This is a genomic window from Xylocopilactobacillus apicola (assembly GCF_033095985.1).
Lineage (GTDB): Bacteria > Bacillota > Bacilli > Lactobacillales > Lactobacillaceae > Xylocopilactobacillus > Xylocopilactobacillus apicola.
Genome location: NZ_AP026802.1, coordinates 1,253,574 through 1,268,819 on the forward strand (window position 1 = coordinate 1,253,574; position 15,246 = coordinate 1,268,819).

Genomic DNA, 15,246 nt, shown 5'->3' on the forward strand with positions numbered 1-15,246 from the left:
CCGTAATTTCCTTACGATCTATAAATCTAATGATATTTGCGATAATTCTTCAACCTCAGCGTCAATTTGCGCTTTAGAAAAATGTCCTGCTTGCAATTGATCCTCGTCTAAGCGAGATAAGTTAGAATAGAGCCAATTTCCCAATTTGAGATACAACTCCTCTTCCATTGCGTAGCGTAATCCTTTAAACTCCGTCACCGATTGCTGGTATTGTCTCTGGTCAATCAATTTTTGCAAATCCTTTTGATGCGGTAAAGGAGCAGAATATTCTTTAGGAAAGACAATTTCAGAGCCGGGATTACTCTTGCCATGTCCCAATAGATACCCTAATCCTTGAGCAAATGATTTGACCTGGCGAACAATCCAATCCTTTTCGTCATTTTGCATTAATAGTTATCCCCGTTCATTACCGAATTCTTGACCACCACGTAATCAACATAGCGAATATCATTTAATTTGCGTCCACCAGCATAAGAAATCGATGACTGTAAATCCTGCCTAATCTCTTGCAGTGTATCAGCAATAGCACCGCGATAAGGAACCAACATCTGCTTACCTTCAACGTTGCGATAGGCACCTTTTTGCTTTTCGGAGGCCGAACCCCAATACTGCTTGTAAGTTTTGCCATCAATCATGATTTTATCTCCAGGCGATTCATCGTGACCAGCTAACAGCGAACCAACCATCACCATTGCTGCTCCAAAGCGAATTGACTTGGCAATATCTCCGTTGTATCGAATCCCACCATCAGCAATAATCGGCTTCTGGGCAGCCTTTGAGCACAAACGAACTGCCGCTAGCTGCCAGCCCCCTGTGCCAAAACCAGTTTTTAGCTTAGTGATGCAAGCTTTACCAGGTCCAATCCCAACTTTAGTTGCATCAGCTCCTTCATTTTCTAATTCCCTTACTGCTTCTGGAGTTCCAACGTTGCCTGCAATAACGAAACTATCTGGTAATGACTTTTTTAAGTGCTTAATCATTCTAATTACAGAATCAGAATGACCGTGAGCAATATCAATGGTGACGTACTCTGGCACATCTTTAGAATTTGATAGCTCATCAATAAAATCGTGTTCATTTTCTTTAACGCCCACACTAATTGAAGCAAAAAGATTTTTTTCGTGCATTTTCTTAATAAAATCGTGGCGCTTCTCCGGCTTAAAACGATGCATAATGTAAAAATATCCATTTTCAGCCAGCCAAACTGCAAGTGACTCATTAAGGACCGTCTCCATGTTTGCGGGAACTACCGGAATTTTAAAAGTTCGTGGTCCAAACTCAACAGTAGTATCAGCTTCACTCCGGCTTTCAATTATACATTTATTAGGGACAAGTTGAATATCTTCATAATCGAATACTTCAGTGGGAATCATCATAGTTTCTCCTTTACGCCTTATTCCAAGGATCAATTAATACATTAGTTTGTTCACGGTCAGGACCAACCGAAAAAGTTGCGAGTTTGACTCCCACGAGCTCAATCAGCCTTTTAACATAATTTTGAGCATTTATTGGAAGATCGCTAAATTTCTTAACTTCTGTTATATCTTCGTCCCAACCCGGAAACTCTTCATAGATCGGATGACTGTGTTCAATTTCTTTAAAACTTGCTGGATAGTGATAAATCGTTTCACCGTTTAATTCATAAGCGGTGGCAATTTTGAGCGTCTTTAAGCCCGTCAAAACATCAAGGCAATTTAAAGAAAGCGCAGTAATTCCCGAAACCCGCTTAGCATGGCGCATCACAACACTATCAAACCAACCAATGCGCCGTGGTCGCTTCGTTACAGTCCCGTACTCATGCCCAGCTTCGCGAATAAAATCTCCCACTTCATTATTCAATTCAGTCGGAAACGGTCCTTCGCCTACTCTAGAGGTATAAGCTTTACAGACCCCAATTACCTCATTGATACGGCTTGGTCCTACTCCATTACCAGTTGTGACGCCACCTGCGACTGGATTGGAAGAAGTTACAAACGGATAAGTCCCGTGATCAATATCAAGCATCACTCCCTGCGCACCTTCAAACAATACGTGCTTGTTTTGATCCAAGGCATCATTGATCACAACCGAAGTATCAGTCACATAAGTTTTTAAAGTTTGACCGTATTCATAATATTCTTCAAATATATCATCAAAGTTTAAAGGCTCGTGATCATACATTTTGGTAAATAAACGATTTTTCTCAGCTAAATTTTGGCGCAGCTTGCCTTCAAAGGTATCGCTTTCTAACAGATCAGCAACACGAATCCCAACGCGCTCCGCTTTATCCATATAGGCCGGTCCAATTCCTTTATTAGTCGTGCCAATTTTATTTTCTTTAGCTGCCTCTTGTAGTTGATCCAACAAAATATGATAAGGCAAAATCACATGTGCCCGATTTGAAATTTTTAAATTATCAGTCGAAACGCCTCGTTCATGCAGATATTTTAATTCATTTACCAAGGATTTCGGGTTCAAAACCACACCGTTGCCGATCACGCTTGTTTTTTTTGAATAAAAAATGCCTGACGGAATCAGGCGTAGTTTATAGGTATCCCCTTCAAAAACAATCGTATGACCTGCATTATCTCCCCCTTGATAACGGGCGACTACGTCTGCATCGTAACTCAAAAAATCGGTAATTTTACCCTTACCTTCGTCTCCCCACTGACTTCCAACAACAGCAATTGATGACATTTTCTCACCTCGTAAAAAATTTTACTGACAGACCCTAATATATCAATTTGCCTCGAAAATTTCAAGCAAGAAAATGCAAATCATTGAATAAAATGTGGTATGGTTTTATCATCAAAGAAAACGAGGTCAAAAATGCTTGAACGATATACCCGCCCTGAAATGGCGCAAGTTTGGTCAAAACACAATCAATACAAGTCATGGCTTGCAGTCGAAATTGCAGTCGATGAAGCTTGGGCAGAATTAGGAGAAATTCCGGCAGTCGACGTTGAAGAAATTAAAAAGAATGCTAAATTTGACGAAGATCGAATCGCCGAAATTGAAAATATTACTCATCACGACGTTGTTGCTTTTACCCGAAATGTTTCTGAATCGCTTGGACCGGTTAGTAAATGGATCCACTACGGCGTTACCAGCACTGACGTTGTAGACACAGCTCAAGGTTACCGGCTCAAACAAGCCAATTCGCTTTTGAGACAAGATCTGAATAATCTCTTAGCGGTGATTAAAGAACAAGCCCTGAAATACAAAGATACGGTCATGATTGGCCGCACTCATGGCGTTCAAGCCGAGCCAACAACTTTTGGGCTTAAACTAGCTCGTTGGTACTCAGAGACCAAACGCAACCTCAAACGATTTGAAACTGCCGCCTCTGAGGTTGAAGCAGGAAAAATTAGCGGAGCGGTTGGAACTTTTGCCAACGTCCCTCCTTTTGTCGAAGAATTCGTTTGTAAGCAATTAGGCCTTCACCCCGCCGAAATATCCAGCCAAGTCCTGCCGCGCGATTTACATGCTGATTATCTAGCTACTTTAGCTTTAATTGGTACCAGTCTTGAGGAATTTGCCACCGAAATTCGTTCCCTTCAACGTTCAGAAATCCATGAAGTTGAAGAATTTTTTCAAAAAGGACAAAAAGGATCGTCAGCAATGCCCCATAAGCGTAATCCGATCGGCTGCGAGAATATTTGTGGCCTTGCAAGAATTCTGCGCGGCTATGTGACTCCTTCTTATGAGGACGTCATCTTGTGGCACGAACGTGACATTTCTCATTCTTCGGCTGAACGAATTATGCTCCCGGATGCTACTGGTTTGTTGGATTACATGTTGCAACGTTTTACGAAAATCCTAGCTAACCTCACTGTTTTTCCTAAGCGCATGAAAGAAAATATGAACTTAACTTACGGTTTAATTTATAGTCAGCGCATCTTATTAAAATTAATTGATGCTGGATTAACTCGCGAAAGGGCTTATGATCTAATTCAGCCTTTAACTGCCCGTGCGTGGGACGAGGGTCTCCAATTTAAGCCCCTCGTAGAAAATAATCCAACTATCAAGTCAACTTTAACTCCCACTGAAATTGACGAAGCATTTGATTATCATTATCATCTCAAACATGTAGACGATATTTTTAAACGCGTTGGATTACTATGATTATAAATGTTTTACAACATGCCCCCAACGAAGGACCTGGTTCAATTCAAAAATGGGCTCAGATGCACCATTATGATTTCTATGTTTACCATCCGGCACAATTTGGCATTTTACCAGAAGCTAAGGAAACTGATTTTTTGGTAATTCTTGGCAGTCCGATGAGTCCAAACGATCGCGAACCTTGGATCGAAAAAGAGAGAACCTTAATTAAAGAGTTAATTGCAGCTAATAAACCGATTTTTGGTGTTTGCTTTGGGGCTCAACAGATTGTCAAAACTTTGGGGTATCGAGTTCTAAAGGCTCCAGTTAAAGAGGTCGGCTGGGCTCCTGTTAATTTAATGAGCAATTTAATCCCGGGACTTCCTGAACAATTAAATGTTTTGCATTGGCACGAAGAAATGTTTGAAATTCCAAGGGCAGCAAAACTCCTTTATTCAAGTGAACACGTCACAAATCAGGGATTTATTCTTCCGTCTAACATTGTTGGTCTTCAATTTCATCTTGAACCTCTTAAAGAAAATGTTAATGAAATCGTCGTCAATGATGCCGCGTACCTGACTGGATCGGTTTTAAATCAAAATCCTAAAGAAGTTTTAGAAAATGCGATACCCGCGGCTAATCAAGAAGCAATGTTCAAAATTCTTGACTTCATTTGCAAAAAAAAGGCAAAATCTAATTGAATGATTTTGTCTTTTTTGATCTTAAATTACTTGTAAAACAGCTGCTTTCATGAAAATATTATCTTCAGTTGAAGACTTTTCAAGATATTTCGGTTCCTTTTGATCCTGCTCGGTATAAACAAGATAGCGTAAGTAACTATCATCGTCAAAAATTTTAAAATAGTCAATTTCAATAACATAAAACGGTTGATCAGACCTTGCCCGCAAGGCCTCACTAAGTAATTCTTCAGTTATGCCTCGAAGTGACCGTCTAACAAAATCGTTATCCCGTCGCATTTCAACCATCACGTGAACCTCAGAGCCATCTTTTAATTTTGCTAAAACCCTCACCTGTGATTTATAAAGCTGAACCTTATGTAATTCCTCTGGATATAAATATTCAACTTCTTCAATTTCTAAGTCCAAGAAATCATGAATGAGGTTTATTAAAATATTGCTTTTTTCAGGATTTGCAAAAGCACTTTTGAACTGCCTGTCACTTAATTGTCTTTTCATATTATTTTGCATAGCTAGTCTCCTTATTTTTTAAATGTTAGACAGATTTTTCTGCCCTACACTTAGATAAATACGCGAAAATTTCGATTTAGCTAAAAAAATCGCAAAATAATTTAATTTTTATTGAAAATTAACAATTGTGGCGCCATTGCCACCTTCATTAGCAGGTGCAAAATAAAAATCTGTCACGCGCGGATTATTCCTTAACGTATCTTGAACTAGATTACGAATCGTCCCCGTTCCAAATCCATGAATAATAATCGCCGAAGGATAATTTGCTAATAACGATGCATCAATAAAATGATCTAATTCACAAACTGCTTCTTCATAACGTTTACCCCGCAAATCGAGCCTCCCGCTTGGCATTTCATTAGTCCGTTTTACATTAGCTTTTACTTTTGTTTTTATGACCGGTGGTGAGCTCTTGGCAGCCTGAACTTTTTCTAATTGATCAGAAGACACTGTCATCTTGATTGAGCCGACCTGTACTTGCCAAGCATTACTGCCCATTTTCTGCAACAAAACACCTCGTTGCTCATAACTCGTCAAATAAACTGTATCTCCTGGCTGCAAGGTCTTGGCAGCATGAGCTTTTTTCAGCACCCGATTTTTCGTAAGATTTTTTTGATGGAGGGATTTTAACTGAGTTTTAGCCTCAATAATAACGTTATCTTTAACCGGTTCTCCATTTTTCTGATTGCGCAAACTTTCAATAATTTGCTGACTTTCTCGCTCAGTCTGGGCCACAATACTTTCAGCCTCTTTTTTTGCTTGTTGGATTAAATGCTCTCGATTATTAGCTAATTCCTCGTTTTTTAAAGCTAGCTGGGCTTTAAGTTCAGCTAGACGTTCTTTTTCTTCCTTGACCGCTTCATTGTTTGCCGCCAGTTCCTTCCGATCATTTTCTAAATGGTCTAACATTTCGTTAATACCGACTGTGTCATTGTCCATCAATTGCTCAGCATTCTTAACAATGTCTTCTGAAAGTCCCAGTCGTCTTGAAATTGCAAAAGCATTAGAATGTCCCGGAACCCCGATCAGTAAATGATAAGTTGGTGACAAAGATTCAAGACTAAATTCCATGCTTGCATTCTCAACCTCTGGCGTATTGTAGGCATAGAGCTTTAATTCAGGATAATGCGTAGTTGCAAGAACGCAACAACCTTGAGTTTTTAAATGATTTAAGATGCTAATTGCAATGCTCGCCCCTTCTTCTGGGTCAGTTCCTGCGCCAATTTCGTCAAAAAGCAATAGGGAATCTTGATCGCTTGACTGCAAAATATTGACAATATTTTTCATATGAGAGGAAAAAGTGGAAAGATTCTGTTCAATCGACTGCTCATCTCCAATATCAGCTAAAATATCAGAAAAAATTGCAATCTGGCTTTCTTCAGCAGCCGGAATATATAAACCAGCCTGTCCCATTATTTGGGTCAATCCGACCGTTTTTAAAGTAATAGTTTTTCCACCGGTATTCGGACCAGTAATTACCATTTGACGATGAATTCCGCCCAACCGAAAGTCGTTTTTGACCACTTTTTGAAGATCAATCAGCGGGTGAAATGCCAATTTAAGTTTAATTTCCTGTTTGGTAGAAATAAGCGGTAAAGTTGCGTTGATTTCCTTAGCATACTTGGCCTTAGCTTCCGCAAAATCCAAGTCATAAATCAAACGGGCGTTATCAGTAATCGCTTCAATATTTTCTAAAAGTTCAGTTGATATTTCACTCAAAATTTTCTGAATTTCTTCTTTTTCCTGGTGGATTACTAACTGAAGTTCATTATTTAAATTCAAAACGACTTGCGGTTCAATAAAAAGCGTTTGCCCTGTTGCGCTTTGATCGTGAACTATTCCGCCAAAATGTGCTTTATGTTCGGCTTTGACTGGAATCACTTGGCGCCCATTTCTAACAGTCACAAGTGATTCACTTAGATATTTTGCTTCCGGCCCGTGAACAATGTGATCGAGTCTTTTTTTCTGTTCGTTTTGAAGACTAACAATTCTTTTTCTGATCTGCATTAATTCACCACTAGCTCGATCAAGGATATTACCATCTTCATCAACCGATCGCTTCAAGCGGGCATATAATTCCTCGTCAATCTCAACTTCTGCTAACTTTTCTTTAAAAAAAAGTAGTTCAATTGCCCTTTCATCCAAAGTTTCGTTAAACTGTCTTAAATTGTCGCTAATTCTAAAAATTAAGAGGATTTGACTTAATTCCATCCCTGAAATAATCGCATGTTTTCTAAGTCGTGCCATAATCGGCATAATATCTGCAACCTCGGCGATTGGAAAGCCGCCAAAGAGCCGCAAAACATTTACAGCGTCAGTTGTTTGAGCGATTGAAGCTTCAACAATTTGACGATTTTTTTGCGGAATTAAACGCTCAACCTTAGAACGACCTTGTTCTGTAACAGTAAAAGCCGCAATTGCGGCTTTTATCTTCGGAAATTCTAATATTTCTAAAACTTTTGTATTCAACTTTTCTCCTGAAATCACAACCACAGCTGGTTAAAAATCCAGCCAAATGGCCCTTTAATTAAACCATTTACTAAAAAAGAATGGGTCAGCGTATTTTGAAGTCCACTAAGCGGAACCATTGCTAAAGCACTAAAAATTAAATAAAGACTAAATGTACCCGTCATAAATCCTAGTACTCCTGTCACAACTTTCAGATTAGTGGGAGTTTCAGAAAACTGAAGCTTCTTAATAAACACTTCAACAAAACGCATTAAGAGGCAAAACAAAAAATAAAAAATCATAAATGTTACAATTCTATAAAACGATTCTTCGACGTCGAAAACATTGACTTTCGAGTAAAAATAAAGTGGTTTTTCATTGATAACTGACGAATAAGGGACATAAAGTGAAAAAACTCGCCAAAAAAGCCGCGCAAAAAAAATCGCTGCAATTCCCGAAATTACGTATCCAGCAAACATAATTGTTTCAAGCTTAAATCCTCTTTTAACTGAAAAATAAATCGAATACGCAATCCAACCACAAATTAAAAAACTAAACACCGTTTAACTATCGCCTTCATCGTTACCATTTTCATCCCAAAAAGTATTAAGAACTTCTTCAACCATATCAAGTTCTTTTTCATCCTCAACAGCCTTCAAATCGCCGAAAGTTCCGCTACCATTTGGGTCAAGGGTATAAGAATATGCTTCGAGATTAAGAATCTCACTCTCATCTTCACTTGTTGGATAAATAATAACGTAAGATTTGTCGTAATCCTCTGAATCAAAAGTAAATAACACCGTGTAATCGTATGTATTTCCTTTGTCATCAACTAAAACAATTTTACGAAAATCTTCGTCATTTTCTGGTAAATTTGCTCCAAGATCTTGAAAATTTTTATCATCTGTCATAACTAAAAAGACTTCCTATCTAAGTAAGTTTGTAAAATAAATGAAGCTGCTAATTTATCAATTGCTTTCTTTTGCTTTTTTCTTGATACATCAGCTTTTTCGACCAAAATCCGACTAGCAGCTACTGTAGTTAAACGTTCATCAATCAAATGAACTGGCATCGCAAACTTTTGTTGCAGCAATACCTTAAAATCTTCGGTCGCTTTTGCTCTTGCTCCGATTGTGTTGTTCATATTTTTTGGATATCCAAGAACAAATTCATCTGCCTTGTACTCCTCAACAATTGCTCGCAATCGCTTCAACCCAAAATTATTGTTAGCCGTATCAATTGGAATAATCTCTAAACTTTGAGCAGTAATGCCCATTAAATCACTATAAGCAACCCCTAAAGTTTTAGTCCCCAGATCTAACCCAATGTAACGTTTCATTTAATATTGTTATCCTTTAAATAACTGCGAACCAATTCTTCGATGATTTCGTCTCGATCATGCTTACGAATCAAGTTTCGCGCATCATTATGCCGGGGGATATAGGCCGGATCGCCAGATTCAAGATATCCGACAATCTGATTAATCGGGTTATACCCTTTTTCCTCCAGCGATTGATAAACTGAAATTAGAGTTTCCTTTACATTTTTGGAATCACTCTCTGGAAATTCAAAATGCATTGTGCTATCAAAATTAGCCATCTGCCACCTCGTTATGAATCATTAAAATATCTTTTTACTTCTCAGACTATTATAATATCACGGTTAATAGCCCGTTGGAATAATCTACCCACATTAAATCTACTAAAAAACACTTATTAATCTGCTTATTCTTATTGTTTTTTGTTCACTCTTTTGTTAAATTAGATAAATAAGGCATCTCGATATAAGAGAACGTTTTTTAAATGTCCCGAGCCCCTTACTATTACTTTTAGTTTAGGCACAAAATTAAACTCATTTCAATTTTTATCAGGACATCGAACATTTTGATTTTACTTAAGTATTAGTAGGATCTCTGCTTCGGCTTTTTCCTACTGATCCCAGTTTACCAAAAAAAAGCTAGAACCCACGGAAATTAACATTAATTTCCTTTTTGTAACGGTTTTGACATATCGAGAGAACTTTTTTCTGCTATAACTTCTAAAATTAATTACTAGGAAATGAAGAGATTATGTATAAAATAAAAGTCCCTGCTTGTAGTTCAAACCTTGGTCCTGGTTTTGACACTCTTGGAATTGCGCTGAACCTTTACTTGACGGTGGAAATCGGCGAAGAAACCGATGAATGGATTGTGGAACATAATAACGGTCGTTATATCCCCACAGATCATCACAATTATATTGTCAAGACTGCTTTATCAGTCGCACCAGACCTTACGCCCCACCACATTATTATCCATTCAGACATTCCGGTCGCTAGAGGGCTCGGATCATCCTCCAGCGCTTTGGTTGCGGGAATTGTATTAGCAAATTTAATTAATAAAATGGAACTGTCAAACGAAGAGATCCTAAAAAAAGCTGTTGCAATTGAAGGTCACCCTGATAATGTAGCACCAATCGTTTATGGAGGACTGATCAGTGCAATGTATTTTCACAAAAGAGAAGAATTAATTTGTGAAAAGTTGCCTACCCCCATTTGGAATGCCCTTGCTTTCATTCCAAACCGCAAATTATCAACTAAAGTCTCACGTAACGCCCTACCAGAACAGATTCCTTTTTGGAATGGAATTCGGACTAATTCAGCATCAATTATGTTAATTACAGCTCTTTACAATCGAGATTATCGAACTGCTTTTAGAATGATGGAAATGGATTTATTGCACGAACCATTTAGAAAAGAACTCGTCCCTGAATTAGACCAAATTAGAAAAATCGCCCATACGATTGGAATTCATGGTACTTACCTTTCTGGTTCTGGTCCAACCATTGTCACTTACGGAACAAGAGAAAAAATGACGAAACTGCAGTCTTTAATTAACCAAGATGAATCATTTAATGGCTCAACCAGAATTCTTCAAGTGGAACCTAACGGTTATAGTGTTACTGACACTGAAGAAGACGACGATTTTTACTTTATCAAAGATTTACTGTAGGAGGCTAAAAAAATAGCCTTTTTTAATTGATTTTAATTACCAAGATCACTACTTTGCAGATAAGAATGCTCCCACATAACGCATTAGTCCATCTGAAAGCTCATTTTCGACAAAATTTTAAATACGTCACTTCCGACACCAAAAACACCCGTTAGAATTTATCGCTTAATTTAATCTATTTTCTAACAAATCAGTGATTGAAAATCCTGCTGTTCCATAGACTATGCTTTTTGATCATCCTTAAAATCTGTAACTTAAGAATTTTCCTTCACATCAATTTAATCGCCTTTTACCCTAACAACGAACGCCTTTCATTATTTTTCCTTAATTCCATATCCGAAATAGATTACTAAGCCGATCACAAACCAAATAAATGCTGCTAGCCAAGTTATTGGTCTCAATTTTGTCATTAAACCAAGGCATAAAAGAAATGAAAGGATTGGTAAAATCGGATAAAATGGAACCTTAAATCCTTCATTAACCAAATCCTTGTGATGCCTCAAAGGAATAATTCCGATCGAGACAAATGAAAATGCAATTAAAGTACCAACATTTACTAATTCTGCTAATTGATTAAGATTAACAAAACCGGCCAACAAAGTAATAATAGTTGCAACGGCAATCAAACTGTTGTTAGGTAAATGAGATTCATTAATTTTACCTAAAAAACCAGGCAGTAACCCATCGCGGCTGATTGCATAAACAAGCCGAGAACTACTATAAATCATCGTCACCATCATCGTAAACATGCCAGCAAGTGCACCTAATGAGATAATTCCTGCCACCCAATTTAATTGATAATATTGAAGTGCAAAAGCAGCAGGATCAGCCACGTTCAATTTAGAAAAAGGCATCATGCCGGTTAAAACTGTAGCTACAGCCATATATAAAATCGTCGCAATCAAAAGCGTACCGATAATACCAATCGGCATATTTTTTTGCGGATTTTTAACTTCTGGCGCCGAAGAAGAAACGGCATCGAATCCTAAATAAGCAAAAAATACCGTTGCAGCTCCAGCATTGACTCCTTTAAGACCAAAAGGCAAAAATGGCTTCCAATTTTTGGGATTAACATAAAATAGTCCCACTGCCACAAAAATCAAAATGATAGCAATCTTAACCACAACCATCCAATCATTAATCTTCATTGAAGACTGCATTCCTCTTGCGAGCATTATAGTAATAAGTACAACAATCAAAACGGCAACTAAATTAATATAGGTATGCTGCTTAAGGTTGATTGGGCCTGAAATTGCTTGAGGCAGATTAATTTTGAGCCCTTTTAGAAAAGCACTAAAATAAGCAGAAAAGCTCACTGAAACTGTCGCAACAGCCAACATATATTCTAAGATAAGAGCCCAACCGATCACCCAACCAATGATCTGACCAAAAATTAAATTGCCGTATGAATAAGCACTTCCAGCGACTGGCAATGCCGAAGCAAATTCTGCATAACACATTGCCGATAAAGCACAAACAATCGCTGCAATCAGAAAACTTAAGATCACGCCTGGTCCAGCAGCTGTAGCTGCTACTGTTCCCGGGAGAATAAAAATTCCTGTTCCGATGACTGCTCCGATTCCTAAAGCCAACAAATCTTTAGCCTCTAAAGTTTTTTCAAGCTTTAAATCCTTTTTCAAATATTGTTTTACATCACCTTTTTGGGTAACTTTCTCCCACAATGACACATCAATAACCCCCCAAATTTTTTGACACACGATGGGTAGGATAGTTTAATTTGGGGATGATGTCAACTTAAATTTAAACAAAAAAGCCGATCAAAATTGATTCAGCTTAAAGTTTCTTTGTAATTCCCTTTTAAGTTCTTTTTGTTTCAAACTTTCTCGTTTATCGTAGTTCTTTTTACCTTTTGCAACGCCGATCAACACCTTAGCAAATCCATGCTTTAAGTAAACCTTCAAAGGAACAATCGTCATCCCATCTTGATCAACCTCTTTAGCAAGCCGCTTCAGTTCTTTTTTGTGGAGCAAAAGCCGCCGAACTCTGAGTGGATCATGATTATAAATATTTCCTTGTTTATATTCACTGATGTGAACGTTGCTCAGATTTGCTTGACCATTCTTAATTGAGACATAACCATCGCGTAAATTAATCTTACCGGCCCGAACTGATTTAATTTCGGTCCCCTGTAGCTCTATTCCAGCTTCGATTGTATCTTCAATTTCATAATTATGGCGAGCTTGTCGGTTAGTTGCTAAAACATTTTCATCATTTTTCTTTTTCATTTTTCTTTACAAAATGTCGACCTTCTGAATGAGTAAAATCACTCACTCCTTCAAACTCTGGAGCTAAAACCGCCTCAGTATCACTAGTTAATTCAAAATCCACTTGGTGAAGATCAACATTAACATTAATCAACTTCACCCTTACCGGTTGACCCACTCGATACATTTTACGAGATTTTTCTCCAACCAACGCTAATAAATCCTCAGAGAAATTATAATAATCATCGTTCAACGTTGAAATATGAACCAAACCTTCAACCGTGTTTGGCAAACTAATGAAAAGCCCGAAACTAACTGCTGAACCAATCACACCATCGAACACCTGACCAATCTTATCTGCCATAAATTCAGCCTTCTTTAAATCAATTACATCCCGCTCGACGTCAACTGAAACTCGCTCACGGACTGATGCTTGCTCAGCAATGGAATCAATTTTAGCAGCAATGTCTTTTGCTGCTTCACCTAGATGGTCTTTTTGAGTCAAATATTGGTGAATCAAACGATGGGAAATCAAATCGGGGTAGCGTCTAATTGGCGAAGTAAAATGCGTGTAATATTTGGCCCCAATCCCATAATGTCCTAAAGGCTCCCGCGCATAATGAGCTTGCTTCATCGATCGAAGCATTTTAGTAATTACAATTTGTTCATCATTTGTCCCTTTTGCCTGCTCTAAAATAGATTGCATAACTTTTGGCGACTCTGGATCAAGACCGGCGGTGCGTTTTAATCCTAACGTGTTAGCAAAATTTAGAAAATCGCTAATTTTTTCTTCATCTGGCACTTCATGTACCCGATAAATAAACGGTAACTTCCGATCGTAATATTCCTTGGCAACAGTTTCATTAGCTGCCAACATAAATGATTCGATCATTTTTTCAGCATCTTTTCGTTCTCTAATCCTTATATCGATCGGATGCCCGTTTTGATCAAGAACAATTTGAGGTTCTCTTTCCTCAAACTCAATCGCGCCTCGTTTAATCCGCATTCCATTTAAAATTAAGTGCAAATTACGCATTTGTTCAAGCATTGGACGAAGATTCTCGTAAATGTCGGGTACTTTTTTGCCTTCAAAAGTTGCATTGACGAGATTATAAGTTAAACGTCCCTTAGAACGAATTACCGAAGGAAAAATTCGATGCTTTACAACTTTACCGTCACCATCTATTTCCATTTCGCAAGTCATCGTTAAGCGATCTACATCAGGATTCAGTGAACAAATCCCATTTGAAAGCTTAAATGGCAGCATCGGTACTACCTCACCTACTAAATAGGTACTAGTCCCCCGCTCGTAAGCCTCATGATCGATTGCACTTCCTTCTAAAACGTAGCTCGCAACATCTGCGATATGTACCCCTAAAAGGTAGTGCCCATTATCTAAAAGCTTTAAGCCAACCGCATCATCGAAATCTTTGGAATCATCGCCATCAATTGTAACAACAGTCTCTGCAGTTAAATCTGCGCGATCCTCGAAATCCTCTTTTCTAACTTCCTCAGGAATTTTTTGAATCTGACTTAATACATCATCTGGAAAATCTAAGCGCAAGTCGTAACCTTTTAAAACACTTAGTGTATCGACACCAGGAGCATCTTTATTTCCCAGAACTTCCTTAATAGCACCTGTAAAAGAATCCGGGTGTTTACGTGTTGGATAATCTGTGATTTCAGCAACCACTAAATCATGGAGCTTAATCTCGTGTTTAGGATCTCTCAAATAAAGTGGAATCTTACTTAACTTGCCATCAAGCGGACGCAGATATCCCTCGTATCCCTGCGCTAAACGATTAGAATCAGTGGTTGCTAAATATTCTCCAATGATTTCAGTTTTATTACGACGAATAATGCTACCGACAAAACCGGTTGCTCCGCGATTTGCAGCCAAATCAGCCGTATTGGTCAATACAATCGAAACTTCATCGCCACTTAAAGCAAAACGAGTTTTGTTTGGCGGAATAAAAACTGATAATTCAATATTTTCTATATCAACAAAACCAAATCCTTTATCAGTTCCCTTAAAGATCCCATGCAGATCATTAGCTAACGCCGCAAGAACTAAATGATTTTCGTCTAACAGGTAAATCTTTCTTTGGACCGTCAAACGCTTTAAAATTTTTTGTTCCACATGACCGTCCAAACCGATATCTTTCAGGTCAATAACACTATTTTCAGCCGCTGGGCCTATTTTTCTTAATTTATCTAATACTTGTTTTTCGTTCATAAATACCTTCGGGTAAAGAAAAAGGCGACTCAATTGAATCACCCTTCCCTTCTTCCC

The 15,246-nt window shown here is 38.1% G+C and carries 15 protein-coding genes; 3 read left to right on the forward strand and 12 right to left on the reverse strand.

Going from position 1 to position 15,246, the window contains the following annotated elements; all coding sequences use genetic code 11:
* Positions 1-18: 18 nt before the first annotated feature.
* Genes R8495_RS06295 through R8495_RS06305 form a run of 3 tightly spaced genes read right to left on the reverse strand, consistent with a single transcriptional unit; the run spans position 19 to position 2,676 of the window.
* A complete protein-coding gene (locus tag R8495_RS06295; RefSeq protein ID WP_317634633.1) occupies positions 19-387 on the reverse strand; it encodes a DUF6483 family protein in 369 nt (122 codons plus the stop codon).
* A complete protein-coding gene (locus tag R8495_RS06300) occupies positions 387-1,373 on the reverse strand; it encodes a GMP reductase (protein WP_317636602.1) in 987 nt (328 codons plus the stop codon). Before R8495_RS06300 ends, R8495_RS06295 begins: the two co-directional genes overlap by 1 nt.
* A gap of 13 nt (positions 1,374-1,386) precedes the next feature.
* On the reverse strand, positions 1,387-2,676 hold the full coding sequence (locus tag R8495_RS06305) for an adenylosuccinate synthase (RefSeq protein ID WP_317634634.1): 1,290 nt from the start codon (positions 2,674-2,676) through the stop codon (positions 1,387-1,389).
* Positions 2,677-2,808: 132 nt separating this feature from the next.
* On the opposite strand from R8495_RS06305, the gene purB reads away from it, so the two are divergent.
* Together purB and R8495_RS06315 are read left to right on the forward strand one after the other, a co-directional pair.
* Positions 2,809-4,104 carry an adenylosuccinate lyase gene (purB, locus tag R8495_RS06310; protein WP_317634635.1) on the forward strand — a complete coding sequence of 432 codons (1,296 nt, stop codon included), beginning with the start codon at positions 2,809-2,811 and terminating at the stop codon, positions 4,102-4,104.
* Entirely contained in the window at positions 4,101-4,784 is a 684-nt protein-coding gene (locus R8495_RS06315) for a type 1 glutamine amidotransferase (protein WP_317634636.1), read from the forward strand. Before purB ends, R8495_RS06315 begins: the two co-directional genes overlap by 4 nt.
* A gap of 21 nt (positions 4,785-4,805) precedes the next feature.
* Here the strand turns inward: R8495_RS06315 and R8495_RS06320 are convergent, their stop codons facing one another.
* From R8495_RS06320 to R8495_RS06345, 6 genes are all read right to left on the reverse strand, one after another.
* Positions 4,806-5,291, reverse strand: a complete 486-nt coding sequence (locus tag R8495_RS06320; RefSeq protein WP_317634637.1) for a PD-(D/E)XK nuclease family transposase — start codon at positions 5,289-5,291, stop codon at positions 4,806-4,808.
* 108 nt (positions 5,292-5,399) lie between these two features.
* Entirely contained in the window at positions 5,400-7,760 is a 2,361-nt protein-coding gene (locus R8495_RS06325; RefSeq protein WP_317634638.1) for an endonuclease MutS2, read from the reverse strand.
* Between the two features lie 14 nt (positions 7,761-7,774).
* On the reverse strand, positions 7,775-8,299 hold the full coding sequence (locus R8495_RS06330; protein ID WP_317634639.1) for a CvpA family protein: 525 nt from the start codon (positions 8,297-8,299) through the stop codon (positions 7,775-7,777).
* 3 nt (positions 8,300-8,302) lie between these two features.
* Positions 8,303-8,650 (reverse strand): DUF1292 domain-containing protein, encoded by a 348-nt coding sequence (locus tag R8495_RS06335; RefSeq protein WP_317634640.1) that lies wholly within the window; start codon positions 8,648-8,650, stop codon positions 8,303-8,305.
* A gap of 2 nt (positions 8,651-8,652) precedes the next feature.
* Positions 8,653-9,078 carry a Holliday junction resolvase RuvX gene (ruvX, locus tag R8495_RS06340; RefSeq protein ID WP_317634641.1) on the reverse strand — a complete coding sequence of 142 codons (426 nt, stop codon included), beginning with the start codon at positions 9,076-9,078 and terminating at the stop codon, positions 8,653-8,655.
* A complete protein-coding gene (locus tag R8495_RS06345) occupies positions 9,075-9,338 on the reverse strand; it encodes an IreB family regulatory phosphoprotein (protein WP_317634642.1) in 264 nt (87 codons plus the stop codon). Before R8495_RS06345 ends, ruvX begins: the two co-directional genes overlap by 4 nt.
* 469 nt (positions 9,339-9,807) lie before the next feature.
* On the opposite strand from R8495_RS06345, the gene thrB reads away from it, so the two are divergent.
* A complete protein-coding gene (gene thrB / locus R8495_RS06350; protein WP_317634643.1) occupies positions 9,808-10,728 on the forward strand; it encodes a homoserine kinase in 921 nt (306 codons plus the stop codon).
* Between the two features lie 314 nt (positions 10,729-11,042).
* Here thrB and R8495_RS06355 read toward each other — a convergent pair whose 3' ends face one another.
* The 3 genes from R8495_RS06355 to rnr form a co-directional block, all read right to left on the reverse strand.
* On the reverse strand, positions 11,043-12,416 hold the full coding sequence (locus tag R8495_RS06355) for an APC family permease (RefSeq protein ID WP_317634644.1): 1,374 nt from the start codon (positions 12,414-12,416) through the stop codon (positions 11,043-11,045).
* Positions 12,417-12,506: 90 nt separating this feature from the next.
* Positions 12,507-12,974 carry an SsrA-binding protein SmpB gene (gene smpB, locus R8495_RS06360; RefSeq protein WP_317634645.1) on the reverse strand — a complete coding sequence of 156 codons (468 nt, stop codon included), beginning with the start codon at positions 12,972-12,974 and terminating at the stop codon, positions 12,507-12,509.
* Positions 12,958-15,189, reverse strand: coding sequence for a ribonuclease R (rnr, locus tag R8495_RS06365; RefSeq protein ID WP_317634646.1), 2,232 nt, complete (start codon positions 15,187-15,189; stop codon positions 12,958-12,960). Before rnr ends, smpB begins: the two co-directional genes overlap by 17 nt.
* Positions 15,190-15,246: the final 57 nt, after the last annotated feature.

Coding starts and splice junctions, on each gene's coding strand:
- R8495_RS06295 (WP_317634633.1), bottom strand. CDS start 387: ATGCAAAATGACGAAAAGGATTGGATTGTTCGCCAGGTCAAATCATTT.
- R8495_RS06315 (WP_317634636.1), top strand. CDS start 4,101: ATGATTATAAATGTTTTACAACATGCCCCCAACGAAGGACCTGGTTCA.
- R8495_RS06345 (WP_317634642.1), bottom strand. CDS start 9,338: ATGGCTAATTTTGATAGCACAATGCATTTTGAATTTCCAGAGAGTGAT.
- R8495_RS06300 (WP_317636602.1), bottom strand. CDS start 1,373: ATGATTCCCACTGAAGTATTCGATTATGAAGATATTCAACTTGTCCCT.
- rnr (WP_317634646.1), bottom strand. CDS start 15,189: ATGAACGAAAAACAAGTATTAGATAAATTAAGAAAAATAGGCCCAGCG.
- ruvX (WP_317634641.1), bottom strand. CDS start 9,078: ATGAAACGTTACATTGGGTTAGATCTGGGGACTAAAACTTTAGGGGTT.
- smpB (WP_317634645.1), bottom strand. CDS start 12,974: ATGAAAAAGAAAAATGATGAAAATGTTTTAGCAACTAACCGACAAGCT.
- R8495_RS06320 (WP_317634637.1), bottom strand. CDS start 5,291: ATGCAAAATAATATGAAAAGACAATTAAGTGACAGGCAGTTCAAAAGT.
- thrB (WP_317634643.1), top strand. CDS start 9,808: ATGTATAAAATAAAAGTCCCTGCTTGTAGTTCAAACCTTGGTCCTGGT.
- purB (WP_317634635.1), top strand. CDS start 2,809: ATGCTTGAACGATATACCCGCCCTGAAATGGCGCAAGTTTGGTCAAAA.
- R8495_RS06305 (WP_317634634.1), bottom strand. CDS start 2,676: ATGTCATCAATTGCTGTTGTTGGAAGTCAGTGGGGAGACGAAGGTAAG.
- R8495_RS06335 (WP_317634640.1), bottom strand. CDS start 8,650: ATGACAGATGATAAAAATTTTCAAGATCTTGGAGCAAATTTACCAGAA.